The 26,087-nt window shown below is 50.8% G+C and carries 19 protein-coding genes and 1 pseudogene; 8 read left to right on the forward strand and 12 right to left on the reverse strand.

Going from position 1 to position 26,087, the window contains the following annotated elements; genetic code table 11:
* Nucleotides 1–3 precede the first annotated feature (3 nt).
* Together R0134_RS09560 and R0134_RS09565 are read right to left on the reverse strand one after the other, a co-directional pair.
* The gene (locus R0134_RS09560) at nt 4–492 is read right to left on the reverse strand and encodes a CvpA family protein (protein WP_087038143.1); all 489 of its coding nucleotides are present in this window, start codon (nt 490–492) and stop codon (nt 4–6) included.
* A 211-nt stretch (nt 493–703) separates the two neighbouring features.
* The gene (locus R0134_RS09565) at nt 704–2,311 is read right to left on the reverse strand and encodes an AbgT family transporter (protein WP_319781673.1); all 1,608 of its coding nucleotides are present in this window, start codon (nt 2,309–2,311) and stop codon (nt 704–706) included.
* A gap of 320 nt (nt 2,312–2,631) precedes the next feature.
* On the opposite strand from R0134_RS09565, the gene R0134_RS09570 reads away from it, so the two are divergent.
* On the forward strand, nt 2,632–2,859 hold the full coding sequence (locus R0134_RS09570; RefSeq protein ID WP_319781674.1) for a DUF2798 domain-containing protein: 228 nt from the start codon (nt 2,632–2,634) through the stop codon (nt 2,857–2,859).
* Nucleotides 2,860–2,992: 133 nt separating this feature from the next.
* On the opposite strand, the gene serS is transcribed toward R0134_RS09570, so the two are convergent.
* The 5 genes from serS to lrp form a co-directional block, all read right to left on the reverse strand.
* Nucleotides 2,993–4,291 (reverse strand): serine--tRNA ligase, encoded by a 1,299-nt coding sequence (serS, locus tag R0134_RS09575; protein WP_319781675.1) that lies wholly within the window; start codon nt 4,289–4,291, stop codon nt 2,993–2,995.
* A 150-nt stretch (nt 4,292–4,441) separates the two neighbouring features.
* Nucleotides 4,442–5,767, reverse strand: a complete 1,326-nt coding sequence (locus tag R0134_RS09580) for a replication-associated recombination protein A (RefSeq protein ID WP_319784342.1) — start codon at nt 5,765–5,767, stop codon at nt 4,442–4,444.
* Between the two features lie 219 nt (nt 5,768–5,986).
* Complete coding sequence (gene lolA, locus R0134_RS09585) at nt 5,987–6,595, reverse strand: outer membrane lipoprotein chaperone LolA (RefSeq protein ID WP_319781676.1); 609 nt, start codon at nt 6,593–6,595, stop codon at nt 5,987–5,989.
* A complete protein-coding gene (locus tag R0134_RS09590) occupies nt 6,596–9,400 on the reverse strand; it encodes a DNA translocase FtsK (protein ID WP_319781677.1) in 2,805 nt (934 codons plus the stop codon). It lies immediately after the preceding gene.
* A 169-nt stretch (nt 9,401–9,569) separates the two neighbouring features.
* Entirely contained in the window at nt 9,570–10,073 is a 504-nt protein-coding gene (gene lrp, locus R0134_RS09595) for a leucine-responsive transcriptional regulator Lrp (protein ID WP_407668798.1), read from the reverse strand.
* 656 nt (nt 10,074–10,729) lie between these two features.
* Here lrp and trxB point away from each other — a divergent pair.
* Nucleotides 10,730–11,683, forward strand: a complete 954-nt coding sequence (gene trxB, locus R0134_RS09600; RefSeq protein ID WP_319781679.1) for a thioredoxin-disulfide reductase — start codon at nt 10,730–10,732, stop codon at nt 11,681–11,683.
* Nucleotides 11,684–12,060: 377 nt separating this feature from the next.
* On the opposite strand, the pseudogene dauA reads toward trxB, so the two are convergent.
* A pseudogene (gene dauA / locus R0134_RS09605) lies at nt 12,061–13,784 on the reverse strand (C4-dicarboxylic acid transporter DauA).
* A gap of 257 nt (nt 13,785–14,041) precedes the next feature.
* On the opposite strand from dauA, the gene aat reads away from it, so the two are divergent.
* The 3 genes from aat to infA all read left to right on the forward strand — a co-directional run bounded on the left by aat (nt 14,042) and on the right by infA (nt 15,733).
* Entirely contained in the window at nt 14,042–14,737 is a 696-nt protein-coding gene (aat, locus tag R0134_RS09610) for a leucyl/phenylalanyl-tRNA--protein transferase (RefSeq protein WP_319781680.1), read from the forward strand.
* The gene (locus R0134_RS09615; RefSeq protein WP_319784343.1) at nt 14,731–15,438 is read left to right on the forward strand and encodes an arginyltransferase; all 708 of its coding nucleotides are present in this window, start codon (nt 14,731–14,733) and stop codon (nt 15,436–15,438) included. Before aat ends, R0134_RS09615 begins: the two co-directional genes overlap by 7 nt.
* A 76-nt stretch (nt 15,439–15,514) precedes the next feature.
* Nucleotides 15,515–15,733, forward strand: a complete 219-nt coding sequence (gene infA / locus R0134_RS09620; RefSeq protein WP_007419779.1) for a translation initiation factor IF-1 — start codon at nt 15,515–15,517, stop codon at nt 15,731–15,733.
* A gap of 179 nt (nt 15,734–15,912) precedes the next feature.
* Here the strand turns inward: infA and clpA are convergent, their stop codons facing one another.
* Nucleotides 15,913–18,168, reverse strand: a complete 2,256-nt coding sequence (gene clpA / locus R0134_RS09625; protein WP_319781686.1) for an ATP-dependent Clp protease ATP-binding subunit ClpA — start codon at nt 18,166–18,168, stop codon at nt 15,913–15,915.
* Nucleotides 18,169–18,216: 48 nt separating this feature from the next.
* A complete protein-coding gene (gene clpS / locus R0134_RS09630) occupies nt 18,217–18,540 on the reverse strand; it encodes an ATP-dependent Clp protease adapter ClpS (RefSeq protein ID WP_319781687.1) in 324 nt (107 codons plus the stop codon).
* A gap of 434 nt (nt 18,541–18,974) precedes the next feature.
* Here clpS and cspD point away from each other — a divergent pair, with 434 nt between their 5' ends.
* The 3 genes from cspD to dbpA all read left to right on the forward strand — a co-directional run bounded on the left by cspD (nt 18,975) and on the right by dbpA (nt 23,588).
* Complete coding sequence (gene cspD, locus R0134_RS09635; protein WP_087038118.1) at nt 18,975–19,184, forward strand: cold shock domain-containing protein CspD; 210 nt, start codon at nt 18,975–18,977, stop codon at nt 19,182–19,184.
* A 151-nt stretch (nt 19,185–19,335) separates the two neighbouring features.
* The gene (gene glnD, locus R0134_RS09640) at nt 19,336–21,963 is read left to right on the forward strand and encodes a bifunctional uridylyltransferase/uridylyl-removing protein GlnD (RefSeq protein WP_319781688.1); all 2,628 of its coding nucleotides are present in this window, start codon (nt 19,336–19,338) and stop codon (nt 21,961–21,963) included.
* Nucleotides 21,964–22,211: 248 nt separating this feature from the next.
* On the forward strand, nt 22,212–23,588 hold the full coding sequence (dbpA, locus tag R0134_RS09645) for an ATP-dependent RNA helicase DbpA (protein WP_319781689.1): 1,377 nt from the start codon (nt 22,212–22,214) through the stop codon (nt 23,586–23,588).
* 101 nt (nt 23,589–23,689) lie between these two features.
* Here dbpA and R0134_RS09650 read toward each other — a convergent pair whose 3' ends face one another.
* Complete coding sequence (locus tag R0134_RS09650) at nt 23,690–23,971, reverse strand: DUF3081 domain-containing protein (RefSeq protein WP_319781691.1); 282 nt, start codon at nt 23,969–23,971, stop codon at nt 23,690–23,692.
* 48 nt (nt 23,972–24,019) lie between these two features.
* Nucleotides 24,020–25,999, reverse strand: coding sequence for an SLC13 family permease (locus tag R0134_RS09655; protein ID WP_319781692.1), 1,980 nt, complete (start codon nt 25,997–25,999; stop codon nt 24,020–24,022).
* Between the last annotated feature and the right edge of the window lie 88 nt (nt 26,000–26,087).

Raw genomic sequence — 26,087 nt, forward strand, 5'->3', positions numbered from 1 at the left:
TCATTATGGCTTGGGGGGTAAAAAGCTGGATGAATTTTGCACCAGGCTGAAGAACCACTGGATAACAATACCAAATTCGGGAATTAACACAGACTGTTGCCACCACAGACTGTGAGAAAATCCGGTCATGGTATCGATAAAAAACAATAACGCGGCCACGATCAAGACACCGCGAACGGCACCAAAACACACGCCAAGCACCCGATCAGTGCCCGACAGGCCAGTTTTATCGACTAACTGACCCACAATATAATTGATGAGTGCGCCTAAAATGAGGGTTAATACAAACAGGACGGCAATGGCGGTGCCGTTGCGTATCAGGGGATCTGAGATATCGAGCAGAGCGCTAAGATCAGCATAAAATTGACTAGCAACGAAGAACGCCGCCAACCAAGTAGCCAGTGACATGGCTTCTTTTACGAATCCTCTGACTAAGCTTACGACTGCTGACAGGGCAATAATACCCAGAATTACAAAGTCTATCCAAACCATCATTTGTTGCCGAGGACCTCGTTAAGGAGCTGTATTCTACCAAAGGAGAATGACAAAAAGCGAAATAAAAACGGATAAATATTCTTCAACATCAAACTATTCCCTTGCTAGCCCTCGTTAAATAAACAAGGTTCCGCGCAATTACCCACGCCGAACGCCTCTTCTTGATTACCTGACTAAAATGACAAGATAATCTGTCTAACAGGTCAACTTACAAGCCGTCATAAAAGGTAGCCGCACCTGGCCCCACTGGCAGGCCAAATACAAATACCCACAGAAAGAATAACAGGCTCCATCCTAACAAAAATACTATCGAATAGGGCAGCATCATGGCCATCAAGGTACCTATGCCTAAGTCTTTCTTGTACCGGGCCGCCACCGCCATAATCAAACCAAAGTAGCTCATCATGGGGGTAATGATATTGGTGGTGGAGTCACCGATGCGATACGCCGCTTGGATCACTTCGGGTGAGTAGCCCACCAGCATCAGCATGGGCACAAAAATAGGGGCCGTTACTGCCCACTGGGCAGAGGCCGAGCCCAGCATCAGATTAATAAAGCCGCACAGTACGATAAAGCACATCATCAGCAAAGGACCGGTCAGGCCAATATTTTGCAAGAAGGTGGCGCCCTGTACTGCTACCACGGTACCAAAATTGGTCCAGCTGAAAAACGCCACAAACTGCGCTGCAAAAAACACCAACACTATGTACATACCCATAGAGCTCATGCTTTTCGACATGGCATCAATCACATCACGATCGCTTTTCATGGTGCCCATCATGCGGCCATATACAAAACCGGGAATGGCAAAGAACACGAAAATAAAGGCTACTATGCCCTGTAGAAACGGAGAGCCAGCGATCTCACCCGTGACCGGATGACGCAGCACACCGTTTTCTGGCACTACAGTCAACGCCAGTAACCCACACACCATTAGAGCGGCCAGACCCGCCCCTTTAAGGGCGCGTTTCTCAGCCGATGTCACTCGCCCCATGCCGGTCATATCGAGATCACCTGCGGCGTCAGCCTCATTATATTTACCCAGCTTAGGCTCGACGATTTTCTCGGTAACAAAGGCGCCTAACGCGGCAATAACAAAGGTACTCACAAACATGAAGTACCAGTTTACTTCTGGCCCTACCACATATGCGGGGTCAATGATGTTCGCCGCCGTTTGAGTGATACCCGATAGCAGCGGATCAACCGTGCCCAATAGCAAGTTGGCACTGTAGCCACCCGACACACCGGCAAACGCCGCTGCCAATCCTGCCAAGGGGTGGCGCCCCAGTGAATGAAAGATCATCGCCGCCAGCGGGATCAACACCACGTAACCCAACTCAGACGCTGTGTTAGAAACTATCCCCGCAAACACCACTGTTACTGTCACCATGCGTTTGGACGCATTCATCACCAAACCGCGCATCGCAGCAGACAAGAGACCAGAATGCTCGGCAATGCCCACGCCCAGCAGCGCGACCAGTACTGTGCCCAAGGGAGCAAAGCCGGTAAAGTTGCTCACTAGGCTGCCCACAATACGCGCCAGACCTTCGCCATTTAGCAGACTCACCACTTGGATCATGCCATCAGCGGCGCGTCCCGCGACACCTTCCGGGCGAGGGTCAGCGACACTCAATTCAAAATATCCGGCAATACCCGATGCAATTAAAATAACGGCACAGAGAATGGCAAACAAGGTTATGGGATGGGGCAATAAATTGCCTAACCATTCTACGGTATCCAAAAAGCGGGTAAATCCACCTTTTTTCTCAGCCCCACTCTGGGGAGCGCCTTTATATTCAGTTGAACGCGACGTCATGTCTTTCTCTCCATCAAAACCAAGTATCTGGCATAGCCAGACAAATAGATAAGGCAACCACCAACCGAATTAACAGATGATAAAACCACCTGAAACCTTCTCGCCGAATGGTTCTGCTAGAACACCAAAAAATATTGGTGGATTATACACAGAGAGGGAGCCTCATCAATGGCATATGATGCTGAATTGTTACATTTTTATGAATAATATGACTACCGTCAGGTAAATTCATGAAACTATTGTGTGTTTTCGAATTAGTCGCACGCAGTAATGCGGGTTACAATGGGCTTTTATTGGTATATAAATTCAGGGATTACTTCATGCTCTTTCCCCGTCGCTTCGCCAAACTGGCTTTTCCGATTCTGATGTCTATTTATATGGTCACCATCATGACCGGTTTGGTCACAGGGGTGAATACTGGGCTTAATGAAGGTTTTTTATCGCGCTGGTGGCAGGCTTTCTACGTGGCATGGCCGGTGGCGTTTATGTTGATCCTAGTCGGCGCGCCACGTTTGCAACGCTTGGCGTTACGTCTCACCATTAAGTAAACGCATGTCAGGCCGCGTTAGCTGTCCGTCTTAGCAAGTACTGCTGCACCAAGCTACAAACGTCAAAAAGCCGCCCGTCCCAACATAATATGTGGGACGGGCGGCTTTTTTTATACAGAAATTAAGCGCGCAATTAACCGATAAACTGCAAACCACCCATATACGGCTGCAAGATATCAGGTACCACAATGCGGCCATCTGCCTGCTGATAATTCTCTAATACCGCGACCAGCGTACGACCCACGGCCAGTCCCGAACCATTCAACGTGTGCAGCAGCTGTGGCTTACCATCCGCGCCACGCACGCGCGCTTGCATACGGCGCGCCTGAAAATCACCGCAGTTAGACACTGAAGAAATTTCGCGATAAGTATCTTGGGCCGGCAACCAGACTTCTAAGTCATAGGTTTTAGCCGCACTAAAGCCCATATCACCGGTACATAGCGCCATCACGCGATACGGCAGTTTTAAGCCTTGCAGCACTTTTTCCGCGTGGCCGACCATTTCTTCTAAGGTGTCCCACGAGGTATCAGGGTGCACTAATTGCACCATTTCTACTTTATCGAACTGATGCATGCGCACTAAACCACGGGTGTCGCGGCCATAAGAGCCGGCCTCGGAGCGAAAGCAGGGCGAGTGGGCGGTAAATTTCAGCGGTAATTGATTGGCATCAAAAATTTCATCACGGCCAATGTTGGTCAGCGGCACTTCAGAGGTCGGGATCAGTGAGAAACGACGCACTTTGCCTTCTTCATCGCCCTCGCCTTCGATGGCGGTATGGAATAGGTCCGCAGAAAACTTTGGTAACTGACCTGTACCAAACAAGCTATCACTGTTCACCAAGTACGGCACGTAACACTCAATGTAACCGTGCTCTTGGGTATGTAAATCCAGCATATATTGCGCCAAGGCACGATGCATACGAGCGATTTGGCCTTGCATGATCACAAAGCGGGAACCTGATACTTTAACCGCGCCTTTAAAATCCAAGCCCGCTAACGCTTCGCCCAGCGCGACGTGATCTTTAGGTTCAAAATCAAAGTTTGGCAACTCGCCCCACAAACGCACTTCAACGTTTTGGTCTTCATTCTTGCCAACCGGTACCGACTCATGAGGCAGGTTAGGCAGGGCAGCACTGAAAGCTTCAATGTCATTAAGTAGCTTATCCAGCTCAACTTTACAGCCGTCTAGCTCATCATTAATGTTTGAAACTGCCGCCTTTAAGGGTGCGATGTCTTCGCCATTACGCGCCGCCAAACCAATGGCTTTGGAGCGGGCATTACGATCGGCTTGTAACTCTTGAGTACGGGATTGCAAGGACTTGCGCTGTTCTTCGAGGTTATTAAACACAGAAATGTCGAGCGTAAAGCCACGGCTTGCCAGCCGCGCTGCCGTGTCGGCGATGTCGCCGCGCAGGTATTTGGAATCCAGCATGAGTTACCTTATTAAATGCGAGGGTGTGCAAGAGCCATCGAGACTATGCTCGGGTGAGTCTAGCAACACGGAAATTAAGATCATAAAATTGAGCTTAAGTTTAACAGCCCGTAGCCTGCGAGCCAACTAAGGTCTATGTCTCTTTTACCGCTAGCCACCGGCTTGTTGGTCAAGGTTTTTCAAATAATCGAGCTTGGCTTTGATCTTCTGCTCAAAACCGCGCTCATTAGGCTGATAATATTGTCGGCCAGCAATGGCATCAGGCAAATAGGTGGCACCCGCCGCATAGGCGCCCGGCTCATGGTGGGCATAGCGATACTCGGCACCGTGGCCCAGCTCTTTCATTAACTTAGTGGGCGCGTTGCGCAGGTGCATGGGCACCTCAAAATCTGGCAGCTCTTTGGCATCTTTTAGCGCTTGGTTCCACGCGGTGTAAACCGCATTACTCTTGGGCGCACAGGCCAAATAAATAATGGCTTGCGCAATGGCGCGTTCCCCTTCTGCTGGGCCCACCCGAGTAAAGCAATCCCAGGCCGCCAGTGCTACGTCCATGGCTTTTGGATCGGCCAGCCCTATGTCTTCTGAGGCGATGGCCAACAAGCGACGTGCAATATACAAAGGGTCACAGCCAGCACTCACCATACGCGCATACCAATATAAACCAGCATCGGGATTAGAGCCGCGAATAGACTTATGAATCGCCGAAATCAAGTCGTAATACAGGTCGCCTTGATTATCAAAGCGGGCCAGTCGTTCACCGGTCACTTCCGCCAACAAGCTCAAGTCGACTCGGCATTGCCCCTCTACAGATACGGCCATGTCAGATAACAGCTCAAGATAGTTCAACGCCTTGCGACCATCACCGTCCACCAATTGCGCCAAGGCGCTTTGTACGCCTTCCTCTAGCACAATATGTCGCTCTACCAAGATGGAGTCGTCGCTTAGCGCCTGCACGATCATCTGCTCGATGGCAGCAGGCGCTAAACGCTTCAGCAAATAAACGCGCGCCCGCGATAACAAGGCGTTATTGAGCTCAAACGAGGGGTTCTCGGTGGTGGCACCTATAAAGGTGACGGTACCGTCTTCAATATGGGGCAAAAATGCATCTTGCTGAGATTTATTAAAGCGGTGTACTTCATCCACAAACAAGATAGTGCGTCGACCCGCTAACTTGTGCTCGCGGGCGCGCTCGATGGCGGCGCGAATTTCTTTTACGCCCGAGGTCACTGCGGAGACCCGCTCCACTTCGGCATCACAATACAGGGCTATTAACTCAGCCAGCGTGGTTTTGCCGGTACCCGGCGGCCCCCACAAAATCATGGAGTGGCAGTGTCCGGCTTCCAGTGCTCGGCGCAGTGGTTTATCCGGCCCTAAAATATGGTCTTGGCCCAGATATTGCGCTAAGCGTTGCGGACGCATGCGCGCGGCTAACGGGCGAAAGTCATCTTGTTCAAAGTCGAGACTCAAGGTGCTCATCATTCATCTCCACAAAAATGGCAACAGACCCAGCACTCAGCCAGCAGCAAAACTGTGGGCCTAACATGGTCTCTATAGGATGGTGAAGTGTAAAGGCTGACGCCTGAGGGGTAAAGCTGAGCGCGTTGGTACTCAGAGCAGCCTCAATACCACGGCAAAAAAATACCGAGCTGGTTGAGCTCGGTATTCTCTGTTTCCTTAACGCTTGGCGCTTAATATTTAGCGTTGATCATCAACCATCACGCCTTTTGGCGGCGTAAAGGTGAAGCTGGTTTTGCTTACCTTAGGCTGAGTGTTGATATTTTTTAGGGTGAAATCACTGCGCTGACCGCCTGACTCCAACACACTGAAACGTTCAATGCGATTTCTCGCATCAAAGCGCAGACTAAACTGGCTGATCAGCTCGCTGGGATCTTTACTGGCCACGATAAAATCTGCACCTTGGCGCGTCACTTCATAATCCTGCCAGCGCTTACCATCACGACCGGCAATCAACAAGAAGGGCGTGTTCTGAATCGCTTGCTCCAGTGGCGCTATGCTCACTTGCTCCACAAAGGGGTCATACATCCACACACTTTTGCCGTTCGATACAATTAAGCTCTCATCAGGCGACACTGTGTGCCAGCGAAACTGATCGGGTCGTGCCAACTGCATGGTGCCCTTGCCGGTTTGCATCGGCTTACCTTGCTCATCAAACACTTGCTGGCTGAAATCTGCCGAGAATTGGTTAAAGCTGGCCAGTTTTTGTTGTAAGTCAGACCTAGCATCGGCCAGTGCCACAGCACTCACCGACCAAATTACAAACCCTATCGTCGCTAATTTCTTCATTTAATTGCGCTCCCTAACTGGCGGAGGTGCCAATACTTCACGTTGACCGCTACCCATAGGCGCACTCACAATGCCAAGTTGCTCCATTCGTTCGATTAAACGAGCGGCGCGGTTGTAACCAATCTTAAACTGACGTTGCACCCCAGAGATAGAGCCACGACGCGTCTCTACGACATAAGCTACCGCAGCATCAAACAAGGGATCAGGCGCATCGTCGCCCTCTTCCGCTACTTCTCCTGGCAATAAGCCTTCTGGGCCCACCTCACCACTTAAGATATCTTCAATATAATTGGGCTCGCCCCGCTCTTTCCATGCCGCCACTACTTTGTGCACTTCGTGGTCATCCACAAAGGCGCCGTGTACCCGTGTTGGCGTGCTATCACCGGCGGGTAAGTAAAGCATGTCACCCATGCCTAATAAGGACTCTGCCCCTTGTTGGTCTAAGATGGTGCGCGAGTCTATTTTGCTCGACACCTGAAATGACATGCGCGTCGGAATGTTGGCTTTAATTAAGCCAGTGATCACATCCACCGACGGGCGCTGGGTAGCCAAAATCAGGTGGATTCCCGCCGCACGGGCCTTTTGGGCAATACGCGCAATCAGCTCTTCTACCTTCTTACCGACTATCATCATCATGTCGGCAAATTCATCAATTACCACCACGATATGCGGCAGTTTTTCCAGTGCCGGCGGATAGGTATCCATAGACTGGGTCGGATCCCACAGTGGGTCACGAATTGGCTCACCCGCATCAATCGCGTCTTGCACCTTGGTGTTATAGCCTTGCAGGTTACGCACCCCTACCGAAGACAACAGCTTATAACGGCGCTCCATCTCACCCACACACCAGCGCAACGCATTGGCCGCATCTTTCATGTCAGTGACCACTTCGGTGAGCAGGTGCGGAATACCTTCGTAAACCGACAGCTCCAACATCTTGGGATCTATCATAATAAAGCGCACTTCTTCGGGCGTGGCTTTATACAACATCGACAAGATCATCACGTTCACGCCCACCGACTTACCGGAGCCGGTGGTGCCCGCCACTAATACGTGGGGCATTCTCGCCAAGTTCACCACCACCGGCTCGCCGGCAATGTCTTGACCCAGCACCATGGTTAACGGATGTTGGCTATTTCTAAAGGCTTCGCTGTCGATTACCTCACGCAAATACACGGTTTCTCGGCGCGTGTTGGGCAATTCTAGGCCGATATAAGGCTTACCCGGGATAACTTCTACCACCCGCACGCTGATCGCTGACAATGAACGGGCCAAGTCGCGATCTAGGCTGGCAATTTTACTCACCTTAATACCCGGCGCTAAGTCCAATTCAAAACGGGTGATCACCGGCCCCGGATACACGCCCACTACGTTGGCTTGCACGTTATAGTCCGCAAGCTTGGCCTCGACTAAGCGCGCAATGCGCTCTAACTCTGCCTCACTCACCGTATGCTGGCGCGGCTTGGGTAAATCCAGTAACTCAAACGAAGGTAAAGGGCTAACACTGCGTTGCGCTCTAGGCGGCACAGCTGCCACCCGTGTTGCAGGTGAATGAGGCACAGCTTCATCATCTTTTAACCAAGGCAAATCCAGCTCCTCGTCGTCTTCTGGCCAGCCATTCGCTTGCGCTAAGGTTGCCATAGGCTGCGCTGCGGGCGGTTGCATCGCCTGCGGTCGTGCTTGCGGCGCTGCTTGTTGAATGGGTGCTTGTTGCAAAGCTGATTGTTGAGTAGCGGCTTGCTGCGGCGCACGAGCAGGTTTATTGACACTCGCTAAAAAATCTTCCGCATCCAGAAAATCATCGGTGTCCATAAAGTCATCCGCCGCCATCGAGCTGGCCGCCTCTAAGTCCACATCTGGTTCATGGTTGGCATTAAACACCGGCTCTTTACGCATCGGTGGCGCCTTCTTTTGCAGTAAAGCACGCTTAGGTGCTGCTGGCAGAGGTGCCATCAGCGGGTCGTCTTGCTCATGTTCACGGCCAGCTTGCGGGGCGTAATCTGCCTCGTCTGCGGTGCCACTCAAGCGCTCTTTAAACCGGCGCCAGCTTACAAAGCCTGAACCAGAATGAGTATCTTCTGCGGTGGTATGCGCCGACTCAGGGCCCGTTACTGGTTTGCCGGAGCCGTGCGTCGAGCTGGTCGTTGCCGCCAGTGGCTCGCTTGTCTGTGAACCACGTAAATTACTTTGCCAGTCAACAATACGTTGCGGCACTTGGCTTAATAGCTGCGGCGCATTGACCACACTGGCCCCTAAGCGCTCCACAATCAGCAACCAAGACCAACCGGTAAAAAAGGTGACGCCAGTAGCAAAGCCGCACAACAGCAATAAAGTGGTGCCCAGCGTGCCAAAAACAGGGGCGATGGCCGAGGCCAGCATGTCGCCAATTAAGCCACCGGATGAAAAGTAGTAAATATTGCCCAAGTTCATGCTGGCCAAGGTTAATACACTCAGCAGCAGCATTAAAAATCCGATAATACGCAGGCTTAAGGTTAAGTAACAAATGTCACTTAACGCCCTTGGCCGCCATAAGGTTAACCAGCCAATCAGCACCATAAATAAGGGTACCGCATAAGCCGAAAAGCCAAAAGAGAACAGCAAAATATCGGCCAACCAAGCACCGGCAGGACCGGCAGCATTACGAATTTCTCCGCCCCACGCTGTTTGTGACCAGCCCGGATCCGAGGGGTGATAAGACACCAAGGACAACATCATGAAGATCGCCAATAAAATAATGGTGATCAATCCGGCCTCAAACAGACGCTGTAAACCAGACATAGGAGTAAACAGCTTTTTCTCCGCCAAACGCCCGCTCCTCACTTTTAAGTTATTCATACAATCAATGGCTGGGCTGCGACAGAAAAGGTCGCCAGAGACTCAAACGACAAACGAGCGGCCAAGGCCGCTCGCAGAATCTGAGTTTATGATCAGCTCGCTTCGATAAAAATACCAGAGCCGAGCCCATTAGCACAGCTTAACGGGTATTTATCACCAGACGATTGCTTTGCTTGACCTCTTCCATCACCACATAGGTGCGAGTGTCATTCACGCCTGGCAAACGTAACAAGGTTTCGCCCAACAGCTTACGATAAGCCGACATATCAGCCACGCGCGTTTTCAATAGGTAGTCAAAATCACCGGATACCAAATGGCATTCTTGAATTTCTTCCAGCTTTTGTACCGCGTCATTAAACTCATCAAACACATCGGGTGTGCCACGGTTAAGTGTAATTTCTACAAACACCAGCAAAGAGGCATCTAAATACTGCGGATTAAGAATAGCAGTATAGCCTTCGATATACCCTTGGCGCTCTAAACGACGCACGCGCTCTAAGCACGGCGTGGGGCTAAGCCCCACTCGCTTAGACAGCTCAACGTTAGAGATACGGCCGTCTTGCTGCAGCTCGTTTAATATATTGCGATCTATTCGGTCGAGATCTTTGGCCGGTCTACTGTTCAAATCCAACACTTCATCCATCCTTTGACTCATTATCGATATATTCCACTGTGAATAGTCTGACTGCATGGCACAACACGGCAGGCTAATATCGGATTCAGTCTGCCTTTAGCAGCACTACTTCCTCTGGTCACCCAGCAGGTGCCGTCGCCATCTCGCAATGTAGAAAACAGATAAATACATAGAAAAAACGATTATCTATTACAGCATATCTTCCAGTATCTTAACATGCTAAGTAGCTAACAGATAGCATATACGTTTGTTTTACCTCTAAAATAACCATTTAACAACTGTTTTATCCGTTCAGCTCGCTTTCATCAGCCACAGGGCATTAGCTCAACAAATAAGCCGATATTGATATAATTAGCTATTTCAGCACCAATAACAGCTTTATTGGTCGAATACCCTCCAAATTACTGTTTATCTCGCATTAATTTATTAATGATATTCAAGCGAGCCTTTATTTTTGGTTATATTGCATAACTATTCGTTCTAACCCGAACTGCCGGTCGCTCTAACTCCAGCTTGCCGATTACAGTAGCATCATGTCTACGCCCTTTGGCGGCTTACCGCCAGTCTCACTGCACAGAACCGCCAGCTGTGGTACTTTATTCCCTTTCGGCTATCCCCTACAATCGAGCCACTATTATCTGCCTACTCTCAGGTTGGAGAAACAAATGAGTCAAGCAAAACATGCAAAACTGCTGATCTTAGGATCCGGTCCTGCAGGATATACCGCCGCCGTCTACGCTGCCCGCGCCAACCTTAATCCCGTAATGGTTACCGGTATTCAGCAAGGTGGTCAGCTGACCACCACCACAGACGTGGAAAACTGGCCAGGCGATCCAGAAGGCTTAACCGGCCCTGCCTTAATGGAGCGCATGAAAGCCCATGCACAGCGCTTTGAAACAGAAATACTGATTGATCACATCAACAGTGTGGACTTAAGCCAGCGCCCATTTCAATTAAAAGGTGACAGTGTTACCTATAGCTGCGACGCGCTGATTATCGCCACCGGCGCCTCGGCTAAATACTTAGGTTTACCTTCTGAAGAAGCGTTTCAAGGTCGCGGTGTCTCAGCTTGTGCCACCTGTGATGGTTTCTTCTACCGTAACCAAAAAGTCGCCGTGATTGGCGGCGGTAATACTGCAGTAGAAGAAGCTCTCTATCTGTCAAATATTGCCGCTGAAGTACATTTAGTGCACCGCCGTGACGAATTTCGCTCCGAGAAAATCCTTATTGACCGTTTAATGGACAAGGTTAATAACGGCAATATTATTCTGCACACCCACCGCACGCTAGAAGAAGTGCTGGGTGACAACACAGGTGTGACGGGTGTGCGCTTAAAAGATACCCAGACGGGCACTGAAGAAGAATTAGCACTGGCCGGGGTCTTTATCGCCATCGGTCATCAGCCCAACACCAGCATGTTTATCGATCAGTTAGACATGGAAAACGGCTACCTTAAGGTGCAATCCGGTTTACAAGGCAACGCCACCCAAACCAGCATCGAGGGCGTATTTGCCGCCGGTGACGTGATGGACCATATCTATCGCCAAGCCATTACCTCAGCCGGCACCGGCTGCATGGCCGCGCTGGACGCCGAGCGCTATTTGGATGCCCTGAAGTAAGCTATTCAGCACTAAGCTAGAAGCAAAACGGCGCCGTAGATACGGCGCCGTTTTTGATCTGAAAACCGTGATGAGTGAAAAGTGAAGGGAGAATACAGCACCGAGCTAAACACAAAACAAAGACCAACCGCACCAACATTCACATATTGCACGATTGTAGAGGCCATCTTTAGTCGGCCGGTTTTACGCAGTAAAACTAAACAATATCCAACCGCGCCGCAGTCTGCATATTGCACGAATCTAGGCACATACTTTAGCCGTGCAATCCGGCATAACAGGTTCTGATACACCAAGCCTAAAACCGTTCCGCCTTCGGCGAAATGCGAGAACAAGTGTTTGCCTACAAAACCCTTTATCTTGGCGCTCGGCGCTATATTTTACCTTTCACTCACCTGCGCGAGCGCTTCTTGTAAGGTGGGATAAAAAGATAACACTTCAGGAATGGGCTGTACGCCGGCGCGGGCCAAGGTTTTTAGCGGCTGAAATTGCACGTCGGCCACTATGACCTCAATGTTTTGTTGCTGGCAGTGGGCGACAAAACCACTTAACGCCGCTTGGCCGCCCGCATCTAAAATAGACACCGCGTCCAGATACAAAATTACGCCCTTTTGTGTACCGCATAAGCCGGCTAACTCGCTGAATACGCGATCTGCCGCGGCAAAAAACAACGGGCCATTGATCTTATACACCGACCAGCCGACAGGCAGCGGCGAAGCACTAAATCGGCTGCTAGCTGAAATATCCGTCACCCGCGTCATCTCAGCAATATCGCGCATAAACAGCACGGCGGCCACCAGAATACCCGCCGTAATGGCAATCACCATATCGAATAAAATGGTCAGCGAGAAACAGGTAAAAAATACCAACACATCTCCCAGCGGCGCGGTTTTAATCAAGCGCAATGCCTTGTGTGCTTCACTCATGTTCCACGCCACCACCATCAATAATGCGGCCATGGCGGGCATGGGCACGTAGGCCAACATGGGCGCCAGCAAGACTAAGGCTGCTAATACCACTAATGCGTGCACCATGCCCGACACCGGCGTTTGGCCACCGGCTTTAAAATTAGCCGCCGAGCGCGCAATAGCAGCAGTGGCGGTAATACCACCAAAAAACGGCGCCACTATATTGCCGATACCTTGGCCTAACAGCTCACTGTTGGCACTGTGGCGCTTGCCCGTCATGCCATCTAACACTACGGCACAAAGCAGCGACTCAATCGCCCCCAACATGGCGATGGCAAAGGCTGCCGGTAATAAGGCTTGCAGCAAGCTCCAATCCAGCAATAACACCCCGCCTTCGGGTCCGGGTTGCAGCCAAGGCCAGATAAACTGCGGCAACACCGGCGGAATGCCTTGCCCACTGCTGCCGTCTGCCAGCACATAACTAAACTGACTGCTAATGGTAGCTATCTCAAGCCCTTGGTTATTGAGTAACCAAGTGAGCACACTGGCCAAGATCACCGCCGGTAAATGGGCGGGCCACCAAGCTTTAGCTTGGGCCAGAGCAACATAATGGCCAACGTTAGCAAGGCGACTATCACGCTGGGCCCATAAAAATTAGGTACGGCGTGCATGAGAGCAGACACCTTGCTTAGATAATGCGCCGGCATCTGCAGCTCGGTCAGGCCTAAAAAATCCTTTAACTGTAAGGTGGCAATCACCACCCCGATGCCGCCGGTAAAACCTAAGGTCACGGAAGCAGGAATATATTCAATTAAGCGGCCGAGACGGATCAGCGCCAAGCCTATCAAGATTAATCCCGACATCACGGTGGCCAATAACAGACCACCTAAGCCATATTGCTGGGCGATGGGATATAAAATCACCACGAAGGCGGCAGTGGGGCCTGAAATACTTAAGCGCGAGCCGCCCGTTAGCGCAATAATAAAACCGCCAATAATGGCCGTATAAAGTCCATATTGCGGTGCCACCCCACTGGCAATCGCCAACGCCATGGCCAGCGGAATAGCAATGATGCCTACCGTAATACCGGCTAACACATCTTTTAGTAAACGCTGGCGGCCATAGGGTTCCGTTAAGCAACTTTCGCGCAGCGCATGGCCAATCCGTAACGAAAATAAGTGTGCCCGATGCGCCATCCTGCCCTCCTAAATACACAGTAACTAATACACAATAACTATAAGGTTATCATTTAGAGTATATGCTCATTCATTATTCATTCAATGGTAATATAAGGCTCAGTTTGAAACGCAATGCGCAACAGCACAGCGCTCCCGCTCACCTAAAGTGCGTCAGTAAATTCATGAACACCTTGCATAAAAATGGGTCAGGCTGGCTAAAACACTTAAACTAAGCACTTAAACAAGAACATTAATAAAGAGTAACGGTTAACGGCATGCTGACATTATTGGATAATAAGTTGTGGTTCCCCCACCCTGACAAAGCGCTGCAAGACCCCAATGGTTTATTAGCCATTGGCGGTAACTTAAGCCCAGACCGACTGCTGCTGGCCTATAGCATGGGTATTTTCCCCTGGTTTGAAGAAGATCAACCCTTGCTCTGGTGGTCTCCGGATCCCCGCGCCGTGATTGCCCCTGATGATTTGCATGTGAGTCGAAGCCTAGCAAAACTTGCCAAACGCGCGCCTTATCGCTTGACCATCAATACCGCCTTTGCTGAGGTGATCCGCCATTGCCGCCAATTACGCGAGCATAAAGAAGGTACTTGGATCACCCGAGATATTGAAGCCGCCTATTGCCAATTACATCAGGCGGGCCACGCCCATTCCATTGAGGTATGGCAAGGCGATACCTTAGTCGCCGGTTTGTACGGCATTAATCTCGGCCAACTGTTTTGTGGCGAGTCTATGTTTCACTTAGTCGATAACGGCTCTAAATTGGCCATGCTGGCGCTATGTCGCCACTTTAGTCGCTATGGAGGCACCTTAGTGGACTGCCAGCTGCCTAACCCCCATCTGATGAGCTTAGGGGTGCGTACGTGGCACAGAAGTGACTTCTTATCTAAACTTCAGGCATTACAACGCCTACCGCTGCGTGAAGGCTGCTGGCAACCGGGTGAATTAACATTATGAAAGAAGTGAACCTTAAGGTGGGATTAACTCCACCTCATGCCTGCAGTTATTTACCTCAGCAACAAGAGCAATTATTGGTGTTGCTGGATAAAAATCGGCTTAACGCTCAAGACTACGAACAACTGCTCAGTGCTGGCTTTCGCCGTAGCGGCAGTGATATTTATCGGCCTCACTGTCAGGGCTGCACCGCCTGCCAATCTTTGCGCATTGACGTCGCACACTTCGCGCCGACCCGCAGTCAAAAACGCATTGCCCGAAATAATCGCGATATAGACATCACCGTCAGTGACACCGACCATCCCGCTTACTTTGAGCTTTATCAGCGCTATATTAATCAGCGCCACCTTGACGGTGCCATGTATCCGGCCAGTCATCGCCAATATGAAGGCTTTGTGCTTTGTGATTGGTTGCCACCGACTTTTATTGAATTTAGGCTTGAGCAAAAGTTAGTGGCGGTGGCAGTCACCGACACCTTAAGCCAGTCGATGAGCGCCATGTACACTTTTTTTGAACCTGCGTTAGCGCACCGTTCACTGGGCACCTTTGCAGTCTTAACGCAGCTCAAGATAGCTCAACAAACAGCCAAACAATGGCTTTATCTGGGTTATCAGGTGGATGAATGTGCAAAAATGAATTATAAACAACACTTCCGCCCCCATCAGCGACTCATTGCCGGAACCTGGCACGGGATGAAAGACTGAGCGGAAACTTTACAGTGAGGCCGAAATCTGCCATCATTTCGGCCGCTTTTATTGCCTGCGTTAACAAGAGGACTCAATGGCTAAAGAAGACAGTATTGAAATGCAAGGGACCATTTTGGATACCCTGCCGAACACTATGTTTCGCGTTGAGCTAGAAAATGGCCACGTGGTTACTGCTCACATCTCTGGCAAGATGCGCAAAAACTATATTCGTATCCTGACCGGTGACAAAGTTACCGTGCAGCTAACCCCATACGATCTGTCAAAAGGACGCATCGTCTTCCGCGCTCGTTAATCCGTTCGCCAGTGACACCCAAACGTTAGAGGCGCATCACTGACGCCTGCTGTTTAACGTTTGGGTGCTTTGCTCACTTCTGTTCTGTTGGCCTGCGCCTCTTGAATAAAAATAGGCCCGCCCCTCGTTTAAGGTGGCGGGCCTATTGGCATTAAGTGGCTTTAAGCACAACGGTGGCGTTAATGAGCCAAAGAGGCTTCCGACTGATAGTCAAAATGCAGTTTGTTGTCTTGCAAGGTGACCTTAACCGAGCCGCCAGCAACCAGTTCGCCAAACAGCAACTCGTTGGCCAGCGGCTTTTTCAGCTGTTCTTGTATCACTCGGCCCATGGGCCTTGCCCCCATCGACTTATCATACCCCTGCTCGGCTAACCAAGCTCTTGCGGGCTCGCTGACCTCCATCGATACGCCTTTCGCATCAAGCTGGGCTTGCAGCTCCACAATAAACTTGTCCACCACCTGATAAATAACCGCCATATCCAAGTGGTTAAACCACATAATATGATCGAGTCGGTTACGAAATTCAGGGGCAAAGGTACGGTTGATTTCAATCATGGCATCCGGACTGTTGTCTTGCTCCTGGAAACCAATGGATTGGCGCACGGTTTGTTGTACGCCGGCGTTAGTGGTCATCACTAAGATCACATTGCGAAAATCCGCTTTGCGTCCGCTATTATCGGTTAAGGTGCCGTTATCCATCACCTGCAATAACAGGTTAAACACATCCGAGTGCGCTTTTTCTATTTCATCAAGCAACACGACTGCATGAGGATGCTTAATCACCGCATCGGTTAACAGCCCACCTTGCTCAAAACCTACGTAGCCTGGAGGCGCACCAATCAAACGGGATACCGTGTGTGCTTCCATATACTCAGACATATCAAAGCGCACCAGCTCTATGCCCAGCACCCGCGCCAGCTGCTGAGTGACCTCGGTTTTACCCACACCTGTGGGCCCGGCAAACAAGAAGGAGCCAATGGGGCGCTTCTCGTTGCCAAGGCCTGAGCGACTCAAGCGAATGGCGTCGGTCAGTACTTCTATGGCCTTGTCTTGGCCAAACACCACCATCTTCAGCTTGGACTCCAGCGTCTTCAAGGCTTCTTTGTCAGAGCTTGAGACAGACTTTTCTGGAATACGCGCAATCTTGGCCACTATGGCTTCGATGTCACTCACGCCTATGGTCTTCTTACGCTTAGAGGGCGGCAGCATACGAATTCTGGCACCTGCCTCATCAATCACATCAATGGCCTTATCGGGCAAATGACGATCGTTGATGTATTTGGCTGATAGCTCCGCCGCCGCCTTAATGGCCGGAGTGGTGTAGCGCACATCATGATGGGCTTCATAACGGCTTTTCAGGCCCATTAATATTTTGGTGGTGTCTTCCACGGACGGCTCAGGAATGTCTATTTTCTGAAAACGACGGGCCAAGGCGCGGTCTTTCTCAAAAATCTGACTGTATTCTTGATAAGTAGTGGAGCCCATGCAACGAATTTGGCCGCTAGACAGCATGGGTTTCAGAAGATTGGCTGCATCCAGCTGACCACCTGAGGCGGCACCGGCACCGATAATGGTGTGGATTTCATCGATAAACAGAATCGCACCTTTCTGCTTTTCAAACTGTCTGAGCAGCGCTTTAAAACGCTTCTCAAAATCACCTCGGTATTTGGTACCGGCCAACAGCGCGCCCATATCGAGGGAATAAATAATGTTGTCGGCCATGATCTCCGGCACGTCGCCGTGCACGATGCGATAGGCTAAGCCCTCGGCGATGGCGGTTTTACCCACCCCAGCCTCACCCACCAGCAGTGGGTTGTTCTTACGGCGACGACACAACACTTGAATGGCACGACTCACCTCTTGCTCGCGACCAATTAAGGGGTCGATGCGACCATCTTTTACCCATTGGTTGAGGTTGATCACAAACCCTTCGGTTTGGTTGCTGGCCGCCTCTTCACTGCCATCGTCTTGGGATGAAGCCGCTTTGTCTTCGGGCTGCTCGTCTTTGCGCACCCCATGGGACAAAAAGTTCACCACATCTAAGCGGCTGATTTGGATTCTTTTCAGCAGGTACGCAGCTTGTGACTCTTGTTCGCTAAAAATAGCGACCAACACATTAGCGCCGGTAACTTCGGCGTTGCCGGACGATTGCACATGAAAAACCGCGCGTTGCAAGACTCGCTGAAAACCCAAAGTAGGCTGGGTTTCAATCTCCACATCGCCGACCGGTAACAAAGGCGTGGTTTGCTCGATAAACAACTGCGTTTCGCGGCGTAGCTGCTCAAGCTCAGCACCACAGGCAAGCAACGCTTCTTTGGCTGCAGGATTATTCAACAACGCGAGTAGCAGGTGCTCCACCGTCATGAACTCGTGGCGAGCACGACGCGCGTCATTGAACGCATCATTCAACGTGCTCTCAAGATCTTTGTTCAACATAGGCACCTCCCCTAAAAACTTCGGTGTCCCGTTGCGGCGGGTATTTACTTATTCTTGCTCCATGCTACACAACAACGGATGTTCATGTAGCCGAGCGTAATGATTGACTTGTGCTACTTTTGTTTCTGCTATTTCTGCCGTAAACCGGCCACAGACTCCTTTACCTTGATAATGGACGGCCATCATGACTTGGGTGGCTTTATCCTCATCCATGGCGAAAAATCGCTGTAGCACCTCCACCACAAATTCCATGGGCGTATAGTCGTCATTGTTCAAGATGACCTTGTACATAGGAGGGGGTTGGAGCGCAATTTCTTCCGCCTCTTTGTCTTTTAATAGGTCACCATCTGTCTGATGCGTACTCCTGCTCATATCGTTACTCTAACCATCACTCTAAATCACAGTTCCTGATTGCGCTATGCCCTGATTACTGACATTAACACCCTTAAAACCCACGGCCTTGGCTCGTATTGTACCCTCAGGATATCAGGAACTGTTTAGAGTGTCTTTCCTTCACACTAGCGCGTATGAGATGGCTGTCAACTGTCTTAGTTCAGCATTGTGAAGCGCCAAACAAAGGCTTGACTCGGTTAAGCCTTTGTTTAAAGTGGACTTGCATCACTATTGATTACGGCTGGTATGCGCCCAATATTATAATGGCCGTATCCGACGAAGCATCGTTGGTATTAATAGGCAGGTAGTGATAAGCAGATAGTGAATTAGTGGCCGAGCCCTAATACGAGTGACACGGCCCTAATAAATGAATCACGTTGTTTAGGATGTTTGAGCATAAGGGATGCAAGAGTATGACAACCGGTACGGTGAAGTGGTTTAATAATGCTAAGGGATTTGGCTTTATCTGCCCACAGGACGGCGGTGATGATGTGTTCGCACATTTCTCCACCATTGAGATGGATGGATATAGAACCCTCAAAGCGGGCCAGTTGGTACAATATAAAATTGAACAAGGCCCAAAAGGAAATCATGCTGTCAGCATTAGATCTGCGGGCGAATAATAACAAGCACGGATACCCAGTATCTCACGATCAAGGCGCTACGGCGCCTTTATTGTTTTTTAGTGAGGCGTAAATGGTAAGGCGTGAGACGCAAATCAAGACTAACCGCGCCTGCTACCTTGTTTTACCCACTTATAAGGAGATGGCCGTGATGAGTCATTCGCTGTTAGCGCCCGCCCTGTTCGCCCCCGCTGAGCTCACGTTGCCTACCTGTAAGGCCATTCTCGCTGAACTGCAGCTCTGGCTAGAGAATCGCTTTAAAGCCGGTGACGACATCTTTGAGCTGGTGGTGACGCGCTCCCAGCACATGGACCAACTTCTTACGGGTCTTTGGCAACGCATGGGGCTGGATAAAGACCTGGGGCTTGCGCTAGTGGCGGTGGGCGGCTACGGCCGGGGTGAGCTGCACCCTTACTCAGATATCGACCTATTAATCCTCTGTGAAGACAGTGCTAATCAAGCGGTCAATGAGCGGATCGGTCGCTTTATTACCATGCTGTGGGACTTGCGCCTCGAGGTGGGTCACAGCGTGCGCTCGGTGGCGCAATGCATTAGCCAAGGCGAGCAAGACCTCACCATCGCCACCAACCTGATTGAAGCTAGGCTGGTAACCGGCTGTTACCATACTTTTGCCGAGTTAACCTCTGCCACTGAGCCGGATAAATTTTGGTCCAGCCAGGACTTTTTTGAAGCCAAACGGCAAGAGCAAATTGCTCGCCATCAACAATATCAAGACACCAGCTATAAATTAGAACCGGATATTAAATGCAGCCCCGGCGGTTTGCGCGATATTCAAACCATTAGCTGGGTTACCCGTCGCCATTTTGGTGCCACCACCTTGCATGAAATGGTCAGTCACGACTTTTTAACTCAAGACGAATATCTGGAGCTGCTCGATAGTCAGAACTTCTTATGGAAGCTGCGCTTTGCCCTGCACATGACCACCCACAGAACCGATAATCGTCTATTGTTTGACAGGCAGCGGGCCGTGGCCACTTCCCTCGGATACGCGGGCGATGGCAACGAGCCCATAGAGCAGATGATGAAACGCTTCTACCAAACGGTGCGCCGCGTCCAAGAGCTCAACGAAATGCTGTTGCAGCTGTTTGATGAAGCGATTCTCGGCCATATCGCCATGGATGTCAGAAATCTCACGCCTGAATTTCGCCTACGCGGTACCTTGATTGATGTGATCAATCCTGAATTGTTTATGGAACAACCGGCGGCCATTATGCGGCTGTTTTATCACATCGCACTGCATCCCCAGATCACGGGTATTTATTCCAGCACGCTGCGTTTGCTGCGAGACGCCCGGCGCGACTTGCCCGGTTTCTTATGGGATCATGCCGAGTGCCGACGCTTCTTTATGATGTTAATGCGCCACCATCAAGGCTGCGGCTTAGCCTTAACCTTGATGCATCGCTACGGTATTTTGGCCGCCTATTTGCCCCAATGGCAAAAAATTGTCGGTCAAATGCAATTTGATATGTTTCATGCCTATCCGGTGGATGAGCATACCCACCGCTTATTAAAAAACATTTATCGCTTTCACCACGGCGATGCCCAGCGCAGCCATCCCTTATGCTTCGATATTTGTAATCGCTTGCGCAAGCCCGAGCTACTCAACATAGCCGCCCTGTTTCACGATATTGCCAAGGGCCGTGGTGGTGACCACTCCGAGCTTGGCGCCATTGATGCTCAGGAATTTTGCGAATTACACCAACTAAGTAAACCCGACACTCGCTTGGTGGTGTGGTTAGTGCGCCAGCATCTGTTGATGTCGGTCACCGCCCAACGCCGAGATATTTATGACCCCGAGGTGATCAGCGAGTTTGCCAGCCAAGTAAAAGATGAAATTCGGCTCGACTATTTATATGCGCTAACGGTGGCAGATATTTGTGCCACTAACGATAACTTATGGAATGACTGGAAAGGCAGCCTGCTGCGTGAGCTGTATTTTTCTACTCAAAAAGCCTTACGCCAAGGGCTAGAAAACCCACCGGATCTGCGCTTAAGTATTCGCGAAAACCAGCGCCAAGCGCGACAAATATTACTGCAACTGGACACCACAGAAGCGCAAATCAAACCTTTGTGGGCGCGCTTTACCGCCGATTATTTTTTGCGCCATACCCCAGAGCAAATTGCTTGGCACAGCCGCCATATATTGGCTCACGCCGATAATCCTGGGCCCTTGGTGCAAATTAGCCAACAACCGGGGCGCGGCGGCAGCGAGCTGTTTATTTACTGCCAAGACTCGCCCAACTTATTTGGTCGGGTGGCGGCGGCATTGGATCAAAAAAATCTTAATATCCATGATGCCCAGATCATGACCTCAAAAGACGGCTATGCGCTGGATACCTTTATCGTGTTAGAGCCCGATGGCCAACCGGTCAGCGGCGACCGCCTTGCCGAGCTGTGTCAGCGCTTAACGGACACCCTAGAAAGCACCAGTGCGCCGTTAATCCGTATTCGGCCACCTTCGCGGCGCCATCGGGAGTTTACCGTGACCACTGAAGTGAATTTTTTACACCCCAAACACACCCATAAACGCAGCCTTATGGAGCTGATTGCCCTTGATACCCCAGGCTTGTTGGCGCGCATTGGTAATGTATTTAGCCAATTACAGTTAAATTTACACGCGGCAAAAATCACCACTATCGGCGAGCGCGTAGAAGATTTTTTTAGCCTGACCAACGCCGACAATCTGCCTTTAACTGGCACCCAACAGGCTGAGCTGCGGGCACAAATAGTGGCGGAGCTCAGACAAACAGAACCGTAATAAACCTGGCCACCGCCGCACGCTTAGCGCCATAGGAGCAGACTGTGGTGTTTGCCTTTAAGCTAATGCGTACCGCGTAAGTCGTGGAACCCTGACTTCACGCTTGACGCTCGCCGACGGGTTTTGATTTGCAGCAAAAAACAACACGCTATCGGGTTTTCTGCTATTATGTGTGCCCGCCTTAGCGCACCTGTATTTTTCAATCTGCTATATTTTTCATTTTCTATTTTAAACATAAGAGCCTTTTTGTGACCCAAACCGAATTTTCTACCCTGTCGCTGGACCCAGCCCTCGTCGACAACCTTACTAGCCTTGAATACACGCGCATGATGCCGATTCAGGCGCAAAGTTTGCCGCTGATGTTAAACGGCAAAGACGTGATTGCTCAGGCCAGTACGGGTAGCGGTAAAACCGTGGCCTTTGGCTTAGCATTGCTGGCACGCTTAAACGTCAACCACTTGGCCGTGCAAACCATGGTGATTTGCCCGACCCGTGAGCTGGCGGATCAAGTGGCTCAAGAGCTACGACGTTTAGCGCGCGCCATGGCCAACGTAAAGTTGGTGGTGCTCTGCGGTGGCTCGCCCACCTCGGCGCAAACCGCCTCTTTAGAGTTTGGTGCACACATAGTAGTGGGCACGCCAGGCCGCATGCTTAAACACTTAGAGCAAGGCAGCTTGCATCTGGATCACCTCAATACCTTAGTGCTGGATGAAGCAGACCGCATGCTGGACATGGGTTTTGCCTATGACATTGAGCAAGTGGTGGCGTTTGCTCCCAAAGCTCGCCAAACCTTATTGTTTTCAGCGACGTATCCGAATGGTATCGCCGACTTAAGCCGCGGTTTACAGCAAAACCCTGAGCGCGTATCGGTGGCCGATGAAAATCGCGCCGACACCATAGTGCAATTGCTGTTTGAGGTGTCGCCGCATCTGCGCAAGCAAGCGCTCGCCACCTTATTGGCACATTATGCGCCGCGCTCAGCGGTAGTATTTTGTAATACCAAGCGCGCCTGCCAAGAAGTGGCTGATCACTTAACTGAGTTAGGCTTTGCCGCATTAGCACTTAATGGCGATCTTGAACAAAGAGAGCGCGATCAGGTACTGATCCGCTTTACCAATGGCAGCGCTAATATTTTGGTGGCCACAGACGTTGCCGCCCGCGGCTTGGACATTAAAGAGCTGGCGGCAGTCATTAACTACGACATTACCCAAGATCCAGAAGTGCACGTGCACCGTGTGGGTCGTACGGGTCGCGCCGGTCAGCAAGGTTTGGCGTTAAGCTTGTACAGCCCGCAAGAAGCTTACCGAGTGCATTTGATAGAAGAGTATCAAAACGCGACTATCGTGCAGGGCTCTCTCGCCGAGCTTAATAGTAATACGCCGCCGCTTGAGCCGGACATGGTGACCTTAAACATTGCCGGTGGCCGTAAGAGTAAAATTCGTGCCGGCGATATTCTCGGTGCCTTAACCGGCGAAGCGGGCATTAAAGGCGACCAAGTGGGCAAAATTAATATCTCAGAAATGCAGTCTTATGTGGCCGTACACAAAGACGTAGCCAAGCAGGCGCTTAAGCACTTGCAACAAGGCAAAATCAAAGGCCGTATCGTTAAAGTGCGCCAGATATAACGCTAAAGCCTTGAGCTAGAAACTAGAAACACAAAAAGCATCTTGCCTTGCAGCTCGGTGCTTTTTTTATGTGCGTGAATTACTGCGTTAGCCGTTTGCGACTACTCGCTGCTAACGCTGCGGTTATTGTAGTTACGGTGTATGTAGTCAATCTTGTCCATGAATTGCGCTTTTAGCTTTTCACTCTCGTAATCAAACTTATAGCTTTGATGAAAGTTCAACTGCAAGGTCACCCCACTGCCCGATAACAGCACGCTGTAACCATCAAAGTCACTGCTGGCTATAATGCCCTCAAGCATATGACCGTCTTCATAGGGTTCGCCGTGATTGCGAATTTTATCGAACACTTCCAATACCACTTTGTTATTCAATTCATTTTGCATCGACTTAATTCTCCTGAAGGCACGTCTTAAGGTCTGTGTCGCTCTGTCTTACAAAGGCCACACCCAAAGTAACATAGGGATACTCACCAGTATAACTAACAAGTCTAGCGGTAAGCCTAAGCGCCAGTAATCACCAAATTTAAAGCCGCCTGGCCCTAAGATCAGAGTGTTATTTTGATGGCCAATGGGCGTTAAAAAGGCACACGATGCGCCTACCGCCACCGCCATTAAAAACGGATCTACGTTTACGCCTAATTGATTGGCGGTACCAATGGCGATCGGACACATCACCGCCGCCGTGGCGGCGTTATTCATCAGATCCGAGAGGTTCATAGTGACCACCAAGATCAACACCAAGGCAACCACCGCATGACCTTGAGCCAGCTGATTAAGGAGCACATTAGCAATTAAGCCTGCCGTACCACTGCTTTCCATGGCTTGGGCCACCGGTATTAAGGCACCGAGCAAGATAATCACCGGCCAATCGACGGCGTTGTACACGGCGCGGGGCGGCACGGTGCGCACTATCATGGAGGCCAATACACCGGCGGCAAAGGCCACCGCCGTCGGTAAAATACCCAAGGCCGCGATGGCCACCGAGGCGCCCATAATAATGGTGGCCATGATTGCCATGCGTTTGTTAGGAATGCGCAGTTCGCGCTCCGCTAATGGCACGCAGCCGGTGCTAGACGCAAACTCCGAAATCGCCTCAGGCCCGCCCTGCACCATTAATAAATCACCGGCACGAAACGGCTGGGCGCGCAGCCGCTTCACGGATCTATTACCTTGGCGTGAGATTGCCAACAAATTAACGCCAAAGCTGGTTCTAATTTGAATGCCCGCCGCCGTGCGCCCGAGCAAGCTGGAACTCGGTAACACCACCAGCTCGCTGAGGATAATTTCATCATTGTCCGCCGAGCTGTCGACACTCGTTTCCGCTTTAGCCGAGTCTGTATCGGCTTTGGCGACCGATGCTATGTCGGCCGGCTCTTGAGCCTTACTCGCTTGAGGCTTACTCGCTTGAGCCTTAGCAGCAGGGGTCTTAGCGTTTTGCTCGTTGGTTTTTTCTTTCGCTTGTTTCTCTTTTTCCTTTTCTTTCTCTTTTTCTTTTTCCTGCTTTTCTCGCTCATCCCGCGTGGCTTTCGCTTCTTCCAGCTTTAACCCCAGGCTAGATAACGCACTGGACAGGGTTTCTGCTTCCGCTTCTAGCATTAAGATATCGCCAGCACGGGTACGGCGTCGAGGGCTAGGGGGCGTCACCCGCACTTCGTTGCGTACCAACCCCAACACCTGCGCATCCGCCTCGGTGAGCGCCAGCTCTATGTCATGCAAGGTCATGCCCACCGCTTTACTGCCCTCCGGCACCCGCGCCTCGGTAATGTAAGCACCGGAGTCAAAGCTGTCTGCGCCCGCCTGCTTGCGCCCCGGCACGAGCCGCCAGCCAATTAACGCCACAAAGGCCACGCCTACCCCAGCTACCGCTAAGCCTACGGGAGTAAAATCAAACATGCTGAAGTTGCCATCGCCGTTGGCTTGGCGAAATCCCGAGACAATCAGGTTAGGTGGGGTACCAATCAAGGTGGTCATGCCGCCCAAAATAGTGCCAAACGACAGCGGCATTAACACTTTACCGGTGGGTATTTGCTGGCGCCGTGCCATTTGCATCGCCACCGGCATCAATAACGCCAGCGCGCCCACGTTATTCATAAAAGCGGACAAAAATGCGCCCAAGGCAGTTAAGGCGGCAATCGATAAGGTGGGACCCGCATTAGTCGGGAGACACAAGCGGGTGAGTACATCCACAGCACCGGAGTTTTGTAAGCCTTTACTGAGGATTAATACGCAAGCTACGCTTATCACCGCCGGATGACTAATACCATCAAAAGCCGAGTCTGCGGGTACTAAGCCGGTGATCACACAGGCCAACAGCGCCGCTGCCGCGACCATGTCATGGCGCCAACGCCCCCATAAAAACAGCAATACAGTGCACAGTAAGATAATGCTAATGGTGATTTGAGCTGAGTCCATTGAGTCTTGCTCCTACTAGAGGGCGATAAAGCTGGCTTAACTACAGAATATTAGGGTGTTAAGAATCACACAACAATACGGTTTTGAA

This window comes from Oceanisphaera sp. IT1-181 (assembly GCF_033807535.1).
GTDB lineage: Bacteria > Pseudomonadota > Gammaproteobacteria > Enterobacterales > Aeromonadaceae > Oceanimonas.

Coding starts and splice junctions, on each gene's coding strand:
- glnD (WP_319781688.1), top strand. CDS start 19,336: ATGAGTCATTCGCTGTTAGCGCCCGCCCTGTTCGCCCCCGCTGAGCTC.
- R0134_RS09650 (WP_319781691.1), bottom strand. CDS start 23,971: ATGCAAAATGAATTGAATAACAAAGTGGTATTGGAAGTGTTCGATAAA.
- R0134_RS09565 (WP_319781673.1), bottom strand. CDS start 2,311: ATGACGTCGCGTTCAACTGAATATAAAGGCGCTCCCCAGAGTGGGGCT.
- trxB (WP_319781679.1), top strand. CDS start 10,730: ATGAGTCAAGCAAAACATGCAAAACTGCTGATCTTAGGATCCGGTCCT.
- R0134_RS09655 (WP_319781692.1), bottom strand. CDS start 25,999: ATGGACTCAGCTCAAATCACCATTAGCATTATCTTACTGTGCACTGTA.
- cspD (WP_087038118.1), top strand. CDS start 18,975: ATGACAACCGGTACGGTGAAGTGGTTTAATAATGCTAAGGGATTTGGC.
- clpS (WP_319781687.1), bottom strand. CDS start 18,540: ATGAGCAGGAGTACGCATCAGACAGATGGTGACCTATTAAAAGACAAA.
- lolA (WP_319781676.1), bottom strand. CDS start 6,595: ATGAAGAAATTAGCGACGATAGGGTTTGTAATTTGGTCGGTGAGTGCT.
- R0134_RS09560 (WP_087038143.1), bottom strand. CDS start 492: ATGGTTTGGATAGACTTTGTAATTCTGGGTATTATTGCCCTGTCAGCA.
- infA (WP_007419779.1), top strand. CDS start 15,515: ATGGCTAAAGAAGACAGTATTGAAATGCAAGGGACCATTTTGGATACC.
- aat (WP_319781680.1), top strand. CDS start 14,042: ATGCTGACATTATTGGATAATAAGTTGTGGTTCCCCCACCCTGACAAA.
- serS (WP_319781675.1), bottom strand. CDS start 4,291: ATGCTGGATTCCAAATACCTGCGCGGCGACATCGCCGACACGGCAGCG.
- R0134_RS09580 (WP_319784342.1), bottom strand. CDS start 5,767: ATGAGCACCTTGAGTCTCGACTTTGAACAAGATGACTTTCGCCCGTTA.
- R0134_RS09570 (WP_319781674.1), top strand. CDS start 2,632: ATGCTCTTTCCCCGTCGCTTCGCCAAACTGGCTTTTCCGATTCTGATG.
- lrp (WP_407668798.1), bottom strand. CDS start 10,073: ATGGATGAAGTGTTGGATTTGAACAGTAGACCGGCCAAAGATCTCGAC.
- clpA (WP_319781686.1), bottom strand. CDS start 18,168: ATGTTGAACAAAGATCTTGAGAGCACGTTGAATGATGCGTTCAATGAC.